Origin of the sequence: Micromonospora sp. WMMC241, from assembly GCF_027460165.1 — a bacterium.
GTDB lineage: Bacteria > Actinomycetota > Actinomycetes > Mycobacteriales > Micromonosporaceae > Micromonospora > Micromonospora humi.
On sequence record NZ_JAPZBF010000001.1, the window covers coordinates 5,041,799 to 5,060,733 of the forward strand.

At 74.3% G+C, this 18,935-nt stretch carries 13 protein-coding genes; 5 read left to right on the top strand and 8 right to left on the bottom strand.

Translation table 11 applies throughout. The features are described 5' to 3' along the window. Window positions 1-7: 7 nt before the first annotated feature. Genes O7598_RS22725 through O7598_RS22735 form a run of 3 tightly spaced genes read left to right on the top strand, consistent with a single transcriptional unit; the run spans window position 8 to window position 4,334 of the window. Complete coding sequence (locus tag O7598_RS22725) at window positions 8-391, top strand: hypothetical protein (protein WP_269693321.1); 384 nt, start codon at window positions 8-10, stop codon at window positions 389-391. After that, window positions 388-2,985: a caspase, EACC1-associated type gene (locus tag O7598_RS22730; protein ID WP_269693322.1), complete on the top strand. Its 2,598-nt coding sequence runs from the start codon at window positions 388-390 to the stop codon at window positions 2,983-2,985. Before O7598_RS22725 ends, O7598_RS22730 begins: the two co-directional genes overlap by 4 nt. Continuing rightward, window positions 2,985-4,334, top strand: coding sequence for an extracellular solute-binding protein (locus O7598_RS22735; protein ID WP_269693323.1), 1,350 nt, complete (start codon window positions 2,985-2,987; stop codon window positions 4,332-4,334). The genes O7598_RS22730 and O7598_RS22735 overlap by 1 nt, the downstream gene beginning before the upstream one ends. 15 nt (window positions 4,335-4,349) lie before the next feature. Here the strand turns inward: O7598_RS22735 and O7598_RS22740 are convergent, their stop codons facing one another. The 3 genes from O7598_RS22740 to O7598_RS22750 form a co-directional block, all read right to left on the bottom strand. Continuing rightward, the gene (locus O7598_RS22740; protein WP_091064085.1) at window positions 4,350-4,970 is read right to left on the bottom strand and encodes an HAD family hydrolase; all 621 of its coding nucleotides are present in this window, start codon (window positions 4,968-4,970) and stop codon (window positions 4,350-4,352) included. Continuing rightward, entirely contained in the window at window positions 4,967-8,566 is a 3,600-nt protein-coding gene (gene smc, locus O7598_RS22745) for a chromosome segregation protein SMC (RefSeq protein ID WP_269693324.1), read from the bottom strand. Before smc ends, O7598_RS22740 begins: the two co-directional genes overlap by 4 nt. Before the next feature lie 314 nt (window positions 8,567-8,880). Then, window positions 8,881-9,075: a hypothetical protein gene (locus tag O7598_RS22750; protein ID WP_091064470.1), complete on the bottom strand. Its 195-nt coding sequence runs from the start codon at window positions 9,073-9,075 to the stop codon at window positions 8,881-8,883. A gap of 377 nt (window positions 9,076-9,452) precedes the next feature. Between O7598_RS22750 and O7598_RS22755 the strand changes: the two genes are divergently transcribed. After that, window positions 9,453-10,751, top strand: coding sequence for a CAP domain-containing protein (locus O7598_RS22755; RefSeq protein WP_269693325.1), 1,299 nt, complete (start codon window positions 9,453-9,455; stop codon window positions 10,749-10,751). Between the two features lie 78 nt (window positions 10,752-10,829). Then, window positions 10,830-11,702 carry an endo alpha-1,4 polygalactosaminidase gene (locus O7598_RS22760; protein WP_269693326.1) on the top strand — a complete coding sequence of 291 codons (873 nt, stop codon included), beginning with the start codon at window positions 10,830-10,832 and terminating at the stop codon, window positions 11,700-11,702. Window positions 11,703-11,757: 55 nt separating this feature from the next. On the opposite strand, the gene O7598_RS22765 is transcribed toward O7598_RS22760, so the two are convergent. The 5 genes from O7598_RS22765 to O7598_RS22785 form a co-directional block, all read right to left on the bottom strand. Continuing rightward, complete coding sequence (locus O7598_RS22765; protein ID WP_269693327.1) at window positions 11,758-13,263, bottom strand: MFS transporter; 1,506 nt, start codon at window positions 13,261-13,263, stop codon at window positions 11,758-11,760. Between the two features lie 456 nt (window positions 13,264-13,719). Continuing rightward, the gene (locus tag O7598_RS22770; RefSeq protein WP_269693328.1) at window positions 13,720-15,942 is read right to left on the bottom strand and encodes an MMPL family transporter; all 2,223 of its coding nucleotides are present in this window, start codon (window positions 15,940-15,942) and stop codon (window positions 13,720-13,722) included. 237 nt (window positions 15,943-16,179) lie between these two features. Then, the gene (mutM, locus tag O7598_RS22775) at window positions 16,180-17,037 is read right to left on the bottom strand and encodes a bifunctional DNA-formamidopyrimidine glycosylase/DNA-(apurinic or apyrimidinic site) lyase (RefSeq protein ID WP_269693329.1); all 858 of its coding nucleotides are present in this window, start codon (window positions 17,035-17,037) and stop codon (window positions 16,180-16,182) included. Further along, window positions 17,030-17,866: a ribonuclease III gene (gene rnc / locus O7598_RS22780; protein ID WP_269693330.1), complete on the bottom strand. Its 837-nt coding sequence runs from the start codon at window positions 17,864-17,866 to the stop codon at window positions 17,030-17,032. Before rnc ends, mutM begins: the two co-directional genes overlap by 8 nt. Further along, complete coding sequence (locus tag O7598_RS22785) at window positions 17,863-18,900, bottom strand: phosphate acyltransferase PlsX (protein ID WP_269694945.1); 1,038 nt, start codon at window positions 18,898-18,900, stop codon at window positions 17,863-17,865. Before O7598_RS22785 ends, rnc begins: the two co-directional genes overlap by 4 nt. Window positions 18,901-18,935: the final 35 nt, after the last annotated feature.

An 18,935-nucleotide genomic window follows, 5' to 3' on the forward strand; every position in this document is an offset into this window, starting at 1 on the left:
TCGATCAATGGACACCATGGTTTGTCGGTTCGTCACCTTCGATGACGACGCCGACACGACCGAGGAAGCCACCCACCGCCTGCGCCTCGAGTTGCACCAGCTCGACGCCGTCCGCTCGGTCCGCCAGCCGGAGTCGGCCACGGTCGCGCCGGACGGCTCCCGGGCCGGCGAACTCGCCGAACTGGGCACGCTGCTCGCCGTCCTGGCCGCCCAGGCGGACCTCGTCGCCGGGGTGCTCCGCCTCGTCGGCGAGTGGCAGCGGCGGCGCGGTCGCGGCCGGGTCGAGGTGCGCATCGGCGAGCACGAGCTGATCGTCGACGACGCCACCGCCGACGAGCAGCGCCGGCTGATCGAGGCGTTCATCGACCGGGTGTTCCCACCGGAACGATGAGACGAGCGCTGATCATCGCGAACGAGGCCTACGCGGATCCTCAGTTCGCTTCCCTCCCCGGCACCGTGGCGGACGCGGACTCCCTCCGCGAGGTGCTGGAGAACCCGGCGATCGGCGCCTTCGACGACGTACGCGTGCTGCGCAACCGCACGGTCCACGACGTGGGCCGCGCCGTCGCCGTCTTCTTCCACAACACCGAGCCCGACGACCTGCTGCTCCTGCACATCTCGGCGCACGGGCTGAAGGACGCGGCGGGCGACCTCTTCTTCGCCGCCCGCGACTCCGAGCACGACAGCCACCTGATCCGGGCGACCGCGCTGTCCGCCGCCGACATCCGGCACGAGATGGCCGACAGCCGGGCGAAGCAGATCGTGGTGCTGCTCGACTGCTGCTACAGCGGCGCCTTCGCCCGCGACGAGCGGGCCCGGGGCGCGCACGACGCCGACCTGACCGGCCCGTTCCGCGGGCGCGGGCACGTCGTGATCACCTCCTGCGCCGGCACCGAACTCAGCTTCGAGCGGGACGGTCAGGGCGTCTTCACCCGGGCGGTGGTCGACGGGCTGCGCACCGGGCGGGCGGACCGCAACGGCGACGGGATCGTCGACACCGACGAGCTCTACCGGTACGTCGACGAGCGGGTCCACGAGGTGAGCAGGCGGCAGCGCCCCACTCTCTCGGTGCACCGGAAGCAGGGCGTGATCCGGGTGGCGTGGGCGGGCCGGGAGCCTCCCCCACCACCGCCGCCGGACGACGGCCCGCTGCACCGGTTGAGGCGCCTGGTCGCCGCCGTGACGCCGCACCCCGCCACCCGCGGCGCGCTGCCCCGGCGGGTGGTGGTGCCGATCCTCGCGGTCTGGGCGCTCCTGTGCGCCTCCGCCGGCTACTCCGGCCCGGTCGCCGCCGTCGGGGCCGACTGCTTCCTGCCGCCGCAGGTGCGGGTGGCCACCTCCGCCGCCGGGCTGGAGCCGTACCGCGAGGTGGCGGACGCGTTCGAGCGGTGGTCGGCGCGGCAGCACCGGGGCTGCCCGCTGGCCCGGCTCCACCTCTACCCTGCGGCCGCCGACGACGTCCGCGCCGGCATCGGCGCCGACTGGGACTCGTCCGGCGCGCCGGGGCGTCGCTACCTCCAGGACGTCGGGCCGCACCCGGACCTGTGGCTGCCGGAGTCGGCGGTCGACGTGACGCGCCTGGGCCCGGCCGGCGCGGGCGTCGTCGACGAGGTCAACGAGATCGCCGCGTCGCCGCTGGTGCTCGGCGTCCCGCAGGCGCAGGTCGCCGCCGGTGGGGCCGTCGAGGCGGCGCGCCGGATGGGGCGGACGTGGCGGGAGCTGTTCCGCGACGCCGCCGGCGCGACCGCCGAACCGGTGATCTCCGGGGGCGAGGGCGTGGTCCGCGCGGATCCGGCCGTGTCGGCGCCCGCCCGTCTGGCCACCTACGCGCTCTACGGCGACGAGCGAGGGCTGGCGTCCGCGTCGACCGCGCGGCAGGACGTCGAGCGGTGGGTGGACGAGGCGCTGGACGCCGGCTCGTACCCGATCGGGGACGACCTCGCCGTGCTCTGCCGGCAGCGGACGCGCGCCACCGCCCCCGCCGGCGGCGCGGGGGTTCGCACACCCGCCGTGGTGCTCACCGAGCAGGCGCTGGTGCGCTACAACCAGGGCCGGCCGCTCGGCGCCGGCTGTCCGGCCCAGCAGCCGCCGCCGGCGGCCGAACGGCTGCAGGCGTTCTATCCGTCCGACTCTCCGCTGCTCTTCCTCACGGTCGCCCGGCTCCGCTGGCCGACGGCGGTGCAGAGCCCCGCGGTACGGGCCGCGGCGGCCACCTTCGCCCGCTGGCTGGTCCACGAGGAGGCGGGGCAGCAGGCGTTGCTCCGGGTCGGCCTGCGGCCGCCGGGCGTGACCGCCACCACGCCTGTGGTCCGCGCCAACGGCGCGTTGTTCGACTGGCCGTTCGCCCGGGTCCGTCCCCTGCGTGAGCTGGTCGCCAAGGAGCAGGACCGGGTGCGCGAGGTCTACCGCCGCGCGCACCGGCCGGGGCGGGTCCTGGTGGCGCTGGACGCGTCCGGCTCGATGCGCGCGCCGAGCGAGGATCGGCGCCGGAGCCGGTTCGAGGTGGCGGTGGACGGGGTCGGGCGGTCCCTGGAGCGGGTGGGCGGGCGGGACGAGTTCGGCCTCCGCACGTTCTCCACGGTGGCCGCCAACGCCAAGCCGATCGTGCCGATCGGTCCGACGGGCGCGACGGTGGCCGGCACCCTGCGCGCCGCCGTCGCGCGGATCCGGCCGTCCGGTGACACTCCGTTGCACCAGACCATCCGGCAGGGCGTGGCCCAGCTCCGGGGCGGCGGCGGCGACCCGCTGCGCGCGCTCGTGGTGGTCACCGACGGCCAGGACACTTCCGGGCGGCCGCCACCGACCGTGGCCGAGCTGTCCGGCGTACGCCTCTACGTCCTCGCGGTGGGGGAAGCGGACTGCGCCGGTTCCCCGCTCGACCGCCTCGCGCAGGGCACCGGGGGCGACTGCTACGACACCCGGACCGACCGCCTCGATCCGACGCTGGACCGGCTGTTCACCGCGCTGTGGAAGGGAGCGGACTGATGCCATCGACCCGGAGGGCCAGGCCGACGCCGGGGAGGGATCGGCGGCGCTGGTGGCGGGCGTTCGGGCTGGGCCTGCTCAGCGGCGTGCTGGTGGCCGCGTCGTGCTCCCTCCTGCTGTGGAAGGTCGCCGGCCCGAAGGGCCTGGAACCGGGTGACCTGGTGGTCCTCACCGGCCGGGACGACAGCGAGGGCCAGCAGCGGCAGGCGCTGCTCAAGCTCTGGAACGCGGCGAACCCGCACAACCAGGCCCGGATGATCAGCCTCAACGAGGCGGCGGACGCCCAGTACGCGGAGATGATCAATCGTGGTGAGCGCGAGAACGACCAGGACATCGACGTGTTCAATCTCGACGTCACCTGGACGGCGGCGTTCGCGGAGAAGAACCTGCTGCGCCCGATCGACGAGCCCCGGCTGGCCGATCCCCCGGACGAGGCGTTCCTGGAGAAGCCGCTGCGCACCTGCCGCTACCAGGGCCGGTTGTGGGCGTTGCCGTTCAACACCGACGCCGGGCTGCTCTACTACCGCAGGGACCTCGGGCTGAAGCCGCCGTTCGACTGGCCGAAGATCGAGGCGGAGTCGACCCGGCTGCTCGACGGGCGGGGCTCCGGGCTCAAGGCCGGCTTCACCAGCCAGCTCGCCGGCTACGAGGGGCTGACCGTCAACGCGTTGGAGGCGCTCTGGGCGCACGGCGGCGACCTGCGCGTCGACGACCAGGGCAAGGTCTCGGTCGACCCGAAGCGGCTGGCCGACGCGCTCCGGTCGCTGACGCCGTCGACCACCGGGGCGTCCGTGGTGTCGAGCGGCGCCCTCAACCAGAACGAGGACCAGAGCCGGGAGGCCTTCGCGGTGGGCGAGGTCGCGTTCATGCGCAACTGGCCGGTCGCGTACCGCAAGCTGACCGGCGCGGACGCGTCCGCGCCGCCGTCGCCGGCCGCGTCCAGGGTGGGCGTCACGGCGCTGCCCGGGCCGAGTGTGCTGGGCGGGCAGAACCTGGCGGTGGCCCGGCAGAGCAAGCAACCCCGGGCCGCGCAGGCGCTGATCGAGTACCTCACCGGGGAGGAGAGCCAGCGCACGCTCTTCGAGAAGGGCGGTTTCGCCGCCACCCGGGCCGTCGTCTACAGCGACGCGATCATCAAGGAGAACTACCCCTACCTGCCGCTGCTGCGGGACGCGGTCGACCGCGCCCAACTACGGCCGGTCTCGCCGCACTACGTCAACTTCAGCCTGGTGCTGCGCGGCTACGTGATGACGGTGCTCAAGCGGGAGGGCACGCTCCCGGACGACCTCGCGCGGCGGCTCACCGACGCCCTGCGCGGGGCCACACCGACCAGCCCCGCGCCGGACTGACGCGGGGCGGCCGGCTCAGTAGGCCAGCGCCGCGCGCAGGTAACGCAGGTCGGCCGGCCCGCTCCAGCGGTGCGCGGAGAGCCCGGCGACCCGGGCGCCGGCCACCGCGCGGTCCTGGTCGTCGACGAAGAGCACCCGGGCCGGCGGGGTGTCCAGCGCCGCGCAGGCGGCCTGGAAGTATTCCTTCGCCGGCTTGTGCACGCCGACCACCGAGGAGTTGACCACGACGTCCAGCTCGTCGGTCAGGCCCAGCGCGGCCAGGTCGGCGTCGAGCAGGTCGGTGGCGTTGGTGCCCAGCCCGACCCGGATGCCGGCCGCCCGCACCTCGCGCACGAACGCCAGCACGTCCGGGTCGACCTCGCCGCGGTAACGCTGCCACTCGTCGACCGCCGCGCGGGCCCGGGCCGGGTCGCCGAGCGAGGGGGTGAGCGCGTCGGCCACGCTCGCCATCCACGCGGCGTGGCTCATCTGTCCGACGAGCACCGGCTGGAGCAGCCCCCAGGACATCGCGATCTCACCGAGGACGCCCTCGGTGAGCCCGTACTCCCGCTCGACGCCGGCGGCCACCGCCGGGTCCCAGCGGCGCAGCACGCCGTCGAAGTCCACCAGGAGCGCCGTGGCGCGTTCCCGACTCACTCGTCTGTCTCCTGCCCGTCGTCCTCGGCCCGGTTGAGCCGCTGGCTGATCACCTGGGTCACGCCGCTGCGCATGGTCACGCCGTAGAGCGCGTCGGCGATCTCCATGGTCCGCTTCTGGTGGGTGATCACGATCAGCTGGCTCTTCTCCCGCAACTGTGCCAGCAAGGTGATCAGACGGCCCAGGTTCACGTCGTCGAGCGCCGCCTCCACCTCGTCCATGATGTAGAACGGGCTGGGCCGGGCGCGGAAGATCGCGACCAACATGGCCACCGCGGTCAGCGACCGCTCACCGCCGGAGAGCAGCGAGAGCCGCTTGATCTTCTTGCCCGGCGGCCGGGCCTCCACCTCGACGCCGGTGGTGAGCAGGTCCTCCGGGTCGGTGAGCACGAGCCGGCCCTCCCCGCCGGGGAAGAGCACGGTGAAGACCTGCTCGAACTCCCGGGCGGTGTCCTCGAACGCGCTGGCGAAGACCTCCAGGATCCGCTCGTCCACGTCCTTGACCACGGTGAGCAGGTCACGCCGGGTGGCCTTCAGGTCCTCCAGCTGCTCGGAGAGGAACTTGAAGCGTTCCTCGAGCGCGGCGAACTCCTCCAGCGCGAGCGGGTTCACCTTGCCGAGCAGGGCCAGTTCCCGCTCCGCCTTGGCGGCCCGCTTCTCCTGCACCGGCCGCTCGTAGCGGACCGGCTCGGGCACCGGCCGACCATCGGACTCGGCGAGCGCGACGTCCGCGTCGGTGGGTGGGACCGGTTGGTCCGGGCCGTACTCGGCGACCAGCGTGGGCACGTCCAGCCCGAAGTCCTCGGCGGCCTTGGCCTCCAACTGCTCGATGCGCAGCCGTTGCTCCGCGCGGGCCACCTCGTCCCGGTGCACCTGGCTGGTGAGCCGCTCCAGCTCGGCGGCGAGGCGCTTGGCCGCGCCGCGTACCTCGGACAGCTCGGCCTCGCGGGCGGCGCGTTCGCGGGCGACGGCGTCGCGGTGCTCCTCGGCCCGGGCGATGGAGACGGTGAGCCGGGTGAGCGCCTCGCGGGCGCCGCCGACCACGGCGCGGGCGATCTCCGCGCCGCGGGTGCGGGCCGCGCGGCGGGCGGCGGCGCGCTCCCGCGCCGCGCGCTCGGCGGTGGCCTGCCGGGCCAGCGAGTCGGCCCGGCCGGCGATCGAGGCGACCCGCTCCTCCGCGGTACGCACCGCGAGCCGGACCTCCATCTCGTTCTGCCGGGCCTGCGGCACCATCGCGGCGAGCTGGTCGCGCTCCTCGGTGGACGGCTCGGCGTCGATCGGGGTGGTCTCGGCCAGCCGCAGCCGCTCCGCCAGCTCGGCGAGCGCCGTCAGGTCGCGTTCCCGGGCCGCCTCGGCGCGGGCCCGGGACTCGCCCAGCCGGTCGGTCTCGGCCTTGGCCGAGCGGGCCGCCGCGCCCAGTTCGGCGAGCCGGCGGGCGGCGGCGTTGCGGTGGCTCTCCGCCTCCCGCTTGGCGGCGGCGGCGTGCTGCACCGCCTCCTTGGCGACGGTCACCTCGGCCCGCGCCTCGGCCAGCTGGTCGCGCAGCTCGGCGGCGGCGCGTTCGGCGGTGGCCCGGTTGGTCCGGGCCTCCTCGACCGCGGCCTGCACCTCGATGAAGCTGGGCGCCTTGGCGGACCCGCCGGCCGCCGCGTACGCCCCGACCACGTCGCCGTCCGGGGTGACCGCGCGCAACTCGGGGTTCGCGGCGACCAGGTCGGCCGCGGCGGCGAGGTCGTCGACGAGCGCCACGTCGCGCAGCGCCCGGTGCACGGCGGGGCGGATGCCGGCGGCGCACTCCACCAGGTCCGGCGCCCAGCGAGCGCCGTCGGGCAGCTTCGGGCGCAGCGCGTCGGCGGTGCCGTCCATGCCGGGGCCGGCGGGGCTGCCGACCAGCAGGCCGGCCCGTCCGGCGTCGGAGATCTTGAGCAGCCGCATCGCCTCGACGGCCTCGTCCACGCCGCTGACCGCGACCGCGTCGGCGAGCCCGCCCAGGGCGGCGGCGAGCGCCGCCTCGTCGCCGGGGGCGACGGTGAGCAGCCCGGCGAGGCTGCCGAGCAGGCCGGGCACCTGGTCGGCGCGGGCCAGCAGCGCCCCCGCGCCGTCCTTGCGGCGCAGGCCGAGCGCGAGCGCCTCCTCGCGGGCCTTCCAGGTGGCGGCGTCCTTCTCGGCGGCGCGTTCGCCGTCGGTGAGGCTGCGCACCGCCGCCTGGGCCCGCTCGTGCACGGCGACCGCCTCGGCGTGCCGGGTGTCCAGGTCGGCGTTGTCCCGGTCGGCCTCGGTGGACTGCTCGGCGACCGCGTCCAGGTCGGCCTGCGCCTTCTCGGCGCGGTCCAGCGCGTCGGTGTGCGCGGCGGCGAGCCGTTCGATCTCCTCGCCGGCGCTCGTGGTGCGCGCCCGGGCGGAGTTGACCTGGCCGGTCAGCCGGGCCAGCCCTTCCCGCCGGTCGGCGATGGCCTTGGCGGCGGCCACCAGCTCCCGTTCGGCGGCGGCGAGCTGCCGTTCCAGCTCCTGCCGGTGCTCGACCGCCTCGGCGAGCCGGATCTGGTCGTCGGTGAGGGCGGCGCGCAGCTCCTCCTCCTGCTCGCGGACCCGCCGCGACTCCGCCTCCAACTGCTCGGGGTCCCGGCCGGGGCGCTCGTCGTCGCCGGTGGCGCTGAGGTGGCGCAGCCGTTCCCGGGCGAGCTGCTCGATGGAGCGGAACCGCTCCTGGAGCGCGGAGAGGCGGTACCAGGTGTCCTGGGCGGCCGCGAGCAGCGGGGCGTCCTCGGCCAGGGCCGCCTCCAGCTCGCCGAGCCGGCCCTGCACCTCGCCGTGCTCGCCCTCGATCTGCTCGCGCCGCTCGCGCAGCGCGGTCTCGTCGGCGATCTCCCTGTCGAGCGTGGTGCGCAGCGTGTGCAGGTCGTCGGCGAGCAGCCGGAGCCGGGCGTCGCGCAGGTTGGCCTGGATGGCGGCGGCGCGCCGGGCCACCGCGGCCTGCCGGCCCAGCGGCTTGAGCTGGCGGCGCAGCTCGGCGGTGAGGTCGGTCAGCCGGTTGAGGTTCACCTGCATCGCGTCGAGCTTCCGCAGCGCCTTCTCCTTGCGCTTGCGGTGCTTGAGGACGCCGGCCGCCTCCTCGATGAAGGACCGGCGGTCCTCCGGCTTGGCGTGCAGCATGCCGTCGAGCCGGCCCTGCCCGACGATGATGTGCATCTCCCGGCCGATACCGGAGTCGGAGAGCAGCTCCTGGATGTCGAGCAGGCGGCAGGAGTCGCCGTTGATCTCGTACTCGCTCTCGCCGGAGCGGAACATCCGGCGGGTGATGGAGACCTCGGTGTACTCGATCGGCAGCGCGCCGTCGGTGTTGTCGATGGTGAGGGTGACCTCGGCCCGGCCCAGCGGCGCCCGCCCGGCGGTGCCCGCGAAGATGACGTCCTCCATCTTGCCGCCGCGTAGCGCCTTGGCGCCCTGCTCGCCGAGCACCCAGGCGATGGCGTCGACGACGTTGGACTTGCCGGAGCCGTTCGGGCCCACCACGCAGGTGATCCCCGGCTCCAGCTTCAGCGTCGTGGCGGAGGCGAAGGACTTGAAGCCCTTCACCGTCAGGCTCTTGAGATGCACCTTCTCGATCCTCGTCCGGTGGTCGCCGTACCGTCGCCGGCTGCGCGGACCTGGTGAACCCGCAGACTAACCCGCGCCCGGGACCGCACCGGCACGCGACCCACCCGGTGGGGGCGCTGTCCGCTTTCCGCACCCGCCGCCCCGGTCGGGCGAAAACCGCAAGATCACAATTACCGGACGCAATTTCCCGGAGTCACCGCAAGATCGAGAATTGCGAACAACGGCGAGAAGGGTACGTACATGGCTGCGCGCCGGCACTGAAGTGTCGGCGCGCTTTTCGGTGTGGTGCGATTCAGTTTTCCGACGACCGGAACTCAGGTCAGCGCGGGCTCGGCGAGCCGGAGGAGGTCGTCCGCCTCCGCCGCCGCCGCCGCGAGCCGATCGTTCTCGGCACGCAGACGCGTGATCTCGAACTCCAGTGCCTGAACCCTGGCACGCAGCCGGGTGGCCTCGTCGAGCAGACGCCGGTCGGACGCTGCACCTACGTGGCCGTAGAGGGCCTTCGCCATGCTGAACTCCTCGATATGCGCTGCCGGAAAGGCCGGCCAACGCGCGCCCATGATGTTCGCGGCTGCCAATGCTCCGATGTGTCGGGGCATGGCTGGGCGCGACTGGCGACACCTATATATTGAGCCGAACCCCCCTCCTTCGTCAAGTTGACGCAGGCCGTAGATCATCTCCACGTCGGCCGGGCCACTCGCCGGGGGGCTGCCAGAAGGCGCGGACACGCTCTGTCCGGACGCCTTTACTGTACGCCCTGAAGAATGTGTGAACGCCTCACCCTTGCGGTCGGCTTCGCCTTAACTCTTTCTTAGCCACGTTGCCGCAGCTCGGGCGCGCCCGTAGCGTCACCCCGGCCCGCAACCGACCCGTGGAGGGGACAGGCGTGTACCGCTGGACCGACCCGATCGACCCGGATGACGCCTCCCGGCGCCCGGAGCAGCCGACCGACCAGGCTCCGGCGTGGCTCACCGACCGGCCCGAGCCGCGGTCGTCGTACCTCTTCGGGGACGAGCCGGCCCAACCGCCCGCCGGCCACCTGCCGCCCACCCTCGACGCCGGCCGCTACGGCGACGTCGACGGTCCCGGACACGGCCCGGCCGGGTACGACACCGACCCCACCACGACGCACCCGGGCTACGGCCACGCCCCGCAGTCCGGCTACGGCCGCGACGCCGCGTCGGCCGGCTACGCCGCCACCGGGCCGGGCTACGCCGCCGGCGGACCGGACCACGGCGTCGCCGCGTCCGGATACGGCCACGACGCGCCGTTCGAGCCGGCCGGCGCCTACCCGGCGGACCGGGACCGGTGGAACGGCGAGGAGCTGCCGGACCGGGACCGCTGGAACGGCGAGGAGCAGCCGGCCGGCGCCTGGGCGCAGCCCACGGCCGCCTGGCAGCCGGTGACCGACACCCCGCCCGACGACAGCCGGCACCGCCCGAAGCGGCGGTTCTCCCGCCCGCTGGTGATCGGTGGCGCCGCCGCCGCAGCGACGCTCGTGGTGAGCCTGGGCGTCGGCGCCCTGCTGCTGCCCGGTGGCGACCGCCCGGCCGAGCGGACCGCGGCCGACGCGCCGGCGGTCGTCGACCCGGACGGAACGGAGCAGACCGAGAGCGGGCCGCCCGCCGACGCGCTGGTCCCCCCGTCCGCCAGCCCGACGGCCGTGCCGACCACCGTGAAGCCCAGCCCGACGAAGAAGGCCACGCCCCGGCCCAGCCGGACCAAGGCCCCGTCGCGGCAGCTGGAACGCAGCAGCGCACCGAGCAACACCGGCGCCCGGACCACCTCCTCCGGCAGCGGCCTCAGCTCGGAACTCCAACAGGTCGTCGACATCGTGAACCAGGAGCGGGCGAAGGCCGGCTGCAAGGCACTGACCGTCAACTCCAAGTTGACGCTCGCCGCGCAGCGGCACAGCCAGGACCAGGCCGACCACAAGAAGATGTCGCACGACGGCAGCGACGGCAGCGACGTGGGCCAGCGGCTCGACCGGGTCGGTTACACGTGGCGGGCGTACGGCGAGAACGTCGCCTGGAACCAGCAGAGCCCGGCCGCCGTGATGGACGCCTGGATGAACTCCGAGGGGCACCGGGCGAACATCCTGAACTGCTCGTTCACCCAGATCGGGGTGGGCGTGGCGCGCAGCAACGGGCCGTACTGGACGCAGGACTTCGGCACGCCGCGCTGACCGGCGCGTCGTGACCGGGCCGGCGCTCGTTGACCGGGCGGGGGCGGCGTCGGGTCGCCCGCGTCCGGGGAGCTGTCGATGCGGATCCGGCCGGCGTGCGCCGTGCCGCGCTCCCGGCCGGTCCACGTCCGCCGACGAGGGCCGCGCCGGGGCGTGGCGCTGGCGCTGACCGCGCTGCTGCTCGCGCCCGTCCCGGCGTGCCGGGAGCGGATCACCGTGCCACCCGGCGCGCCCACCTCCTGGCCGGCCGCGTCGGCCCGCCGCTGGACGTGGCAGTGGCAGCTCGCCGGCCCGGTGGACGTGTCCGTGGACGCGGACGTCTTCCTCCTCGACCCGGTGCGGACCACCTCCGCCGAGACCGCCGCGTTGCGGGCCCGCAGCCGCCGGCTGGTGTGCCAGGTCCGGGTCGGCACGTACGCGGACGGCGACGCGGACGCCACCCGCTTTCCGGCCGCGCTGCGCGGCGCGGCGGTGCCGGGCCGTCCGGGGAGTCGGTTCCTGGACGTCCGGCGCTGGGACGCGCTGGCGCCGGTGCTGGCCGACCGGTTCCGGCTCTGCCGGGGCAAGGGTTTCGGCGCGGTGGCGCTGGACGACGCGGACGGCTACCGGCACCGCTCCGGCTTCCCGCTGGGCTTCGACGAACAGTTGCTGTTCAACCGCCGGCTGGCCGGGCTGGCCCGTCGGCTCGACCTCTCCCCCGGCCTGGTGGACGACGTGGCGCAGGTGGCCGCGCTGGCCCCCGACTTCGACTTCGCGGTCAACCAGGAGTGCGTACGCCGCCGCGAGTGCGCGAAGCTGCTGCCGTTCGTCGACGCCGACAAGCCGGTCTTCCACGTCGAGTACACCGGGGACCGGGCCGCGTCCTGCGTCACCGCGACCGGCTACGGCTTCGCCTCGATCCGCAAGGACCGGGCTCTGGACGCCTGGCGGGAGCCCTGCCCGCTGCCGTGACACACGGCGCCGCCCCCGCCCGGGGAACGGGCGGGGGCGGCGCGTCGTCGAAGGGTCAGCCGGCGCTCGCGCCGGTGGTCGAGGTCGAGCTGTCCGCGCCACGCTGCGCCGGCACGCCCGCCTGTTCGGCGCTGAGCGGAGTGGCCAGGTCCTCCAGGGACTTCCCCTCGGCCTTGACGCCGAGCGCCAGCTCCACCAGACCGCCAATGATCATGATGGAGGCACCGATCACGAACGCGAGCACGGTGTCGCCGACCTGGCCGCTGCCGACGAGCTTGGCGAAGAGCAGCGGGCCGGTGATGCCACCCGCGGCGGTGCCGATCGCGTAGAAGAACGCGATGGCCATGGCCCGGGTCTCCATCGGGAAGATCTCGCTGACCGTCAGGTACGCCGCGCTGGCGCCGGCGGAGGCGAAGAAGAGGACGACGCACCAGCACGCGGTCATGGTCACCGCGGTGAGCACGCCGGCGTGGAACAGCCAGGCGGTGCCGAGCAGCAGCACGCCCGAGCCGATGTACGAGCCGGCGATCATCGGCACCCGGCCGACCGTGTCGAAGAGCCGACCGAGCAGCAGCGGGCCGAACAGGTTGCCGACCGCGATGACCGCGAAGAAGTAGCCGCTGTTGCCGGGCGGGACGTCGAAGAAGGTCTGCAGGATCTGGGCGAAGCCGAAGGTGATCGCGTTGTAGAGGAACGCCTGGCCGATGAAGAGCGAGAAGCCGAGCGTCGCGCGCTTCGGATAGCGGCGGAACAGCGTCTTCGCGATCTCCAGGAAGTTGGTGCTCTTCCGCTGCCGGATCTCGATGTAGTTGTCGGCCTCGGTGAGCCGGCTGCCGGTCTCCCGTTCGACCTCGCTCTCGACCGAGTCGACGAGGTGGTTCGCCTCGTCCGCCCGCCCGTGGATGAACAGCCAGCGTGGACTTTCCGGCACGTGCCGCCGGACCAGCAGGATCACCACGCCGAGCACCGCGCCCAGGCCGAACGCCACCCGCCAGCCGAGGTTGGTCGGCAGGCCGTTGAGCAGCGGCACGGTCAGCAGCGCGCCGATCGCCGCGCCGAGCCAGAAGGTGCCGTTGATGATGATGTCGATCCGGCCGCGGTGGCGGGCCGGGATCAGTTCGTCGATGGCCGAGTTGATGGCCGCGTACTCACCGCCGATGCCCATGCCGGTGAGGAACCGGAACAGGAAGAACCACCAGGTGTCGAACGAGAGCGCGGTCAGCGCGGTGGCCACCAGGTAGAGCCCGAGGGTCAGCAGGAAGAGCTTCTTGCGGCCGAACCGGTCGGTGAGCCACCCGAAGAAGAGCGCGCCGGTGCAGGCGCCGGCCACGTAGAGCGCGGCGGCCAGGCCGGTGACCTGGCTCTGGGTGATGTCCAGACCGCTGCCCGGCTCGGCCAGCTTGCCGGACAGGTTGCCGACGATGGTCACCTCGAGGCCGTCGAGGATCCAGACCGTGCCGAGACCGATCACGATCATCCAGTGCCAGCGGGACCACGGCAGCCGGTCGAGGCGCGCCGGGACGTTGGTCCGTACGGTGCCGGTCTGCACGTCGGCGCTCATGACGCGCTCCGGCCTGTGGGGAGAGCCGGAGCGATCGTAAGCGCCTCCGGCGAGAGCTCTTCATCCATGGCGGCCCAGATGCCCCGCCGCCAGGCGCGTTAATCCTGCCGGCTTCCGGCCCCCGGCCACCCCTCGGACGGTCGGCGATCCCGTTCGCTCCCGCCCCGCGAGCACACCGGCCGGCGACTACTGTCCGTGACCCGTTCCCGGGGCAGATGCCTTCAGCTCGCTATACCTGAGAGGCATAATTATGCCTCTCAGGTATAGCCCGTCTGAGTGGACGTTTCCTCGGCGACACGCACGGCTGCGCCGAAAAGTCAACCTCCGGCCTCGGCTCGGTCCGGCCGGACCGAGCCGAGGCCAAGCCGAGCCGGGGCCGAGGCCAAGCCCGGGCCGAGGCCCGGCGGTCGGACTACGCCCCGGCCGAAGCGGGCCGGGGCGGTCCGACGCGCCGGGTCAGCGGACGGCAACCAGTTCCGGCGAGGGCGCGGGCGGCGGCTCGGCCGGCGGGGTGGCCGACCGGCGGCGCAGGAAGCGGGGCGCCCACCAGTTCGCGTCGCCCAGCAGCGTCATCACCGACGGCAGCACCACCGCCCGGATGATGGTGGCGTCCAGCAGGATCGCCGCCGCCAGCCCGATGCCGAGCTGCTTGAAGTCGATCATGCTGAGCGTGGCGAAGATCGAGAACACCCCGACCATCACGATCGCCGCGCTGGTCACCACGCCGGCCGAGGACGTGATCCCCTCCGCCACCGCCTCCCGGTTGGGCATGCCGCGGTCGACCGCCTCGCGGATCCGGCTGACCACGAACACGTGGTAGTCCATGGAGAGCCCGAACAGCACCACGAACAGGAACAGCGGCAGCCAGGTGACGATCGCGTCCATCGAGGTGAAGCCGAGCAGCCCTTCCGCCCAGTGGCTCTGGAAGACCAGCACCAGCAGGCCGTACGCCGCGCCGGCGGAGAGCAGGTTGAGCAGGATGGAGGTGAGCGCCACCACCACCGACCGGAACGTCCAGGCCATCACCAGGAACGTCAACGCCAGCACGAACGCGGCGACCACCGGCAGCTTCGCCCAGATGTGGTCGGCGTAGTCCTCGCTGGCGGCCACCCCGCCGCCGACGGCGTACTCCACGCCCGGGATGCCGTCCAGCGCGGCGGGCACCAGGTCCCGGCGCAGCTCGTGCAGGGACCGGGACGCCTCGTCGGAACGGCTGGCGTACGGGGTGGCCACGTCCAGCACGGACACCCGCCGGTCGGCCGACACCCTGATCTCCGGGCCGTCCCCCTCGGCCGGCGCGAAGAGCGGGTCGGTGGCGGCCCGGCCGGCCAGGCCGGTGAGCGCGGCCCGCACCCGGTCGGCCTGGTCCGCCGGCGCCCGCACGGCCACCGTGTGGCTGGTGCCGTTGCTCGGGAAGGCCGCGGTGAGCCGGTCGTACGCCTGCATGGCCGGCGTGCTGCGCGGCACGTCCTCGGCGCCGGGGAACTTGAGCTTCATGCCCAGCGCGGGCGCGGCGAGCGCGAGCAGCAGCGCGACCGAGATCAGCAGCGTGGCCACCGGCGCGCGCAGCGCGGGCCGCAGCACGGCCGGCCAGAACCGGGGCCGCGCCGGCTGCCCGGACCGCCCGCCGCGCGGGGCGGTGAGCCGCCACAGCAGCGGCACCCGCGGCCGGTCCACCCAGCGGCCCAGCTTGGCGAGCAACGCCGGCAGCACGGTCAGCGAGCCGATCACCGCCACCGCGACCACCAGGATCGAGCCGACGGCCAGCGACGAGAAGATCGCGTCCTGGGCGAGCAGCAGGCCGCCCATCGAGATGATCACGGCGGTGCCGGAGACCACCACGGCGTGCCCGGAGGTCTCCGCCGCGATCTCCACCGCGTCGAGGCCGGAGCGACCCTTGGCCCGTTCCTCGCGCTCGCGCCGCACGTAGAACAGCGAGTAGTCCACGCCCACCGCCATGCCGATCAGCAGGATGACGCTGGCCGTGGTGTCGGTCGCCGGCACCAGGTGCGAGGCGAGCGTGGAGAGGCCCATCGCGGCGGCCACCGAGGAGAGCGCGAGCAGCACCGGCACGCCGGCCGCGATCAGCGCCCCGAACGCGATGATCAGGATCGCCAGCGTCACCGGGAGGCTGAGCAGCTCGGCCCGCTTGAAGTCCTTGCCGAGCGTGTCGTCGAGCGCCTTGTCGATCGACGGGCCGCCGACCTGCTCCACCCGCAGCTCCGGGTGCGCCTCCTGCACCTGGGCGGTGGTGTCCCGCAGCGGCTGCACCCGGTCCTCGGCGGTCTCCGGGTCGCCGGCCATGGTGATCGGCAGCAGCAGCGCCGTCCCGTCCCGCGACGGCATCGGCGTACCCACCGACGCGACGCCCTCGACCTGCCGCAGCCGGCCCGCGGCGTCCTGTGCGACGGCCTTCGCCGCGGCCGGGTCCAGCGCCCCCGATCGCGCGGTGATCAGCACGTTCTCGGTGGCCGGATCGTGGAAGTCACCACCGTTGACGATCAGCTCGGCCCGCCCGAACTCGCCGATCGCCTGATCCGCGTCGGTGGCCTCGTTCAGCCCGGCGGCGTTGCCGCCGACGAAGCACACCGCGACGAACACCACCCACAGCGCGATGGCCCGCCAGGGATGCTCCGCACTCCACCGTGCCAGCCGCACGGTCACCGGTCGCCTGCCCATATCCGGGTTCCCCCTCCAGACGTCGGCCCCGTGCCGACGTCTGCCGACGCTAGGAGGCCCGCGCCGCCCGGGCATCGGGGAACGGCCCCGGCTTCGCCCCGATAGGGCTAGCCCCACCTGCGCGGCCGGAACCGGTCGCGCCGATCACCGGAAAAGGGGCGTTTCCGGGTACGCTCCGGCGCGCCGCCGGGGACCGGCCGGCGCAGCACACCGGCGCAACCCCGAACCGGCTCCGGGTCATCCCCGGAGGCTGCCCCGAGGGCGCGGCTGGCAGCGCGGGCAACTGTAGGAGGACCGGTTCATGAACGCCTCGCGCCGGATCGGCGCGCCGCAGCGCGGGCAGGGCTCCCCCTCCCGGCCGTACGCGTTGAGCGACCGGTCGAAGTAGCCGCTCTCGCCGTTGACGTTGACGTACAGCTCGTCGAAGCTGGTGCCGCCCTGCTTGATCGCCTCGCCCAGCACGTCGCGCACGTGGCCGAGCAGCCGCAGCGCCGCCGGCCGGGTCAGCGCGTCGGTCGGCCGGACGCCGTGCAGCTTCGCGCGCCACAGCGCCTCGTCGGCGTAGATGTTGCCCACCCCGGAGATCAGCGTCTGGTCGAGCAACGCCCGCTTGATCTCGGTGCGCCTGCGCCGCAACGCGGCCACGAACCCGTCGTCGGAGAACTCCGGATCCATCGGGTCCCGGGCGATGTGCGCGATCTCGGCCGGCAGCTCCGCCCCACCGGAGGAGACCGACAGCCCGCCGAACGTGCGCTGGTCGACGAAGCGCAGCTCCGGACCGTCGTCGGCGAACCGGAAGCGGACCCGCAGGTGCAGCTCGTCCGCCGCGTCCGCCGGTTGCAGCAGCAACTGGCCGGACATGCCGAGGTGGCCGATCACCGCGTCCCCGCTGTCCAGCGGCAGCCACAGGTACTTGCCCCGGCGGCGTACGCCGGTGATCGTCCGGCCGGCCAGCACGTCGGCGAAGTGCGCCCCGCCCGGCGCGTGCCGGCGTACCGCCCGCGGGTGGCGTACCTCGACGGTGGTGATCCGCCGGCCGACGACCCACTGGGCCAGCCCCTGCCGGACGGTCTCCACCTCGGGCAGCTCAGGCACGGCCGGCGCCCGCCTCGGCGTCCTCCGGGTCGACCGCCCTGGCCTCGGTCGGCGCCTCGGCCGCCGCCCGCGCCTCGGCCTCCGCCCGCGCCTCGGCCTCCGCCCGCGCGGTCGCCTCCGCCTGCTCGGTCAGCATCCGCCAGGCCGACTCGGCGGCCCGCTGCTCGGCCTCCTTCTTGCTGCGCCCCTCCGCGCCGCCGTACCGGTTGCCGGCCACCACCACCCAGGCGGTGAACGTCTTCAGATGGTCCGGGCCGGTGCCCTCGATCCGGTATTCCGGCACGCCCAGACCCAACGCGGCGGTCAACTCCTGGAGGCTGGTCTTCCAGTCCAGCGCCGCGCCCCGGCCGGCCGACTCCGCCATCAGCGGGTCGAACAGCCGGTGGATCACGATGGCCGCGGTGTCCAGCCCGTACTGGAGGTAGATGGCACCGAGCAGCGCCTCCAGCGTGTCGGCGAGGATGCTCGCCTTGTCCCGGCCGCCGGTGGCCTCCTCGCCCTTGCCCAGCAGCAGGTAGGCGCCGAGCCCGTCCGGGCCGAGACCGCGCGCCACGTCGGCCAGCGCGCGCATGTTGACCACGCTGGCCCGCAGCTTCGCGAGCTGCCCCTCGGGCAGGTCGGGGTGGTTGTGGAAGAGCGCGGTGGTGATCACCACGCCGAGCACCGAGTCGCCCAGGAACTCCAGCCGCTCGTTGGTGGGCAGGCCGCCGTTCTCGTACGCGTACGAGCGGTGGGTCAGCGCGCGCTCCAGCAGCTCCGGGTCGAGCGACACGCCGAAGGCCGCCTCCAGGTGGCTGACGGGAGCACGCCGCCGCTTCTCGTTGGTCATGGTGCTACCTCGGTGTCGTTGCGGTCAGGTGCGGGATCGTGCGGGATCTCGGCGAGCAGGGCACGGACCGTGCCGGCGGCGTCGCGACGCCACAGGTGGGCGGCCAGCGCGATGCCCGAGGCGACGTCGTCCGGGCCGGCGGCGCCGTGGCACACCACCACGGTGCCGCCCACCCCGAGCAGGGCCGCCGCGCGGGGCGCGCCGCCGTTCGCCGGCGGCCCACCGGCCATGGCGTACGCGCCCTCGATGGCCTTGAGCAGGACGTTGCCGGTGAATCCGTCGGTCACCACCACGTCGACCCGGGTGCCGAGGGAGATGTCGTACCCCTCGACCAGGCCGACGTACCGGGCGCCGCAGGGCAGCGGCACGGCGGCGAGGGCGGGGTCGGCGGCCCGGCGCAACCGGTCGCCCTTGCCCGCCTCGTGGCCGACGGAGAGCAGCCCCACCCGGGGTGCGGCGACCGTGTGGGCCACGGCCGCGTAGGCGGCGCCGAGGACGGCGTGCCGGGCCAGCGTGGCCGGGCCGGGCTCCAGGGTGCCGCCGACGTCCAGCAGCACCACCGGCCCGTCGACCGCGGGCAGCGTGGCGACCAGCGCGGGTCGGCGTACCCCGGGCCAGCGGCCCAGGCCGAGCGCGGCGGCGGTGACGGTGGCGCCGGTCGAGCCGGCGGAGACCACGGCGTCGGCGAAGCCGTCCTGGACGGCCTGCACGGCCGTGCGGACCGTGCTCTCGCCGCGGGCGGCGGTCGGATCATCGGCCATGCCGACGGCGGCCCGCACCGGGCGGACCGTGACCCGGGCACGCTGCGTCGGGTCGAGCGCACCGAGCAGCCCGTCGGCGACCTCGGTCGGACCGACGAGCAGCAGGCGCAGGTCAGGATCGGTACGCACCGCCCGCAGAGCGCCGTCAACCACGACGGCGGGAGCATCGTCCCCGCCGAGGAGGTCGACGGCGATCCGCGCGGTGCCCGGCTCCGACGGCCGGCCGGCCGGGGTACGGCCGGCGGCGGAGGGAGCCGGGGCACCGGGCTTCAGCCGTGGTGCGCGCGCCACCCGAGAAGTGGTCGGGG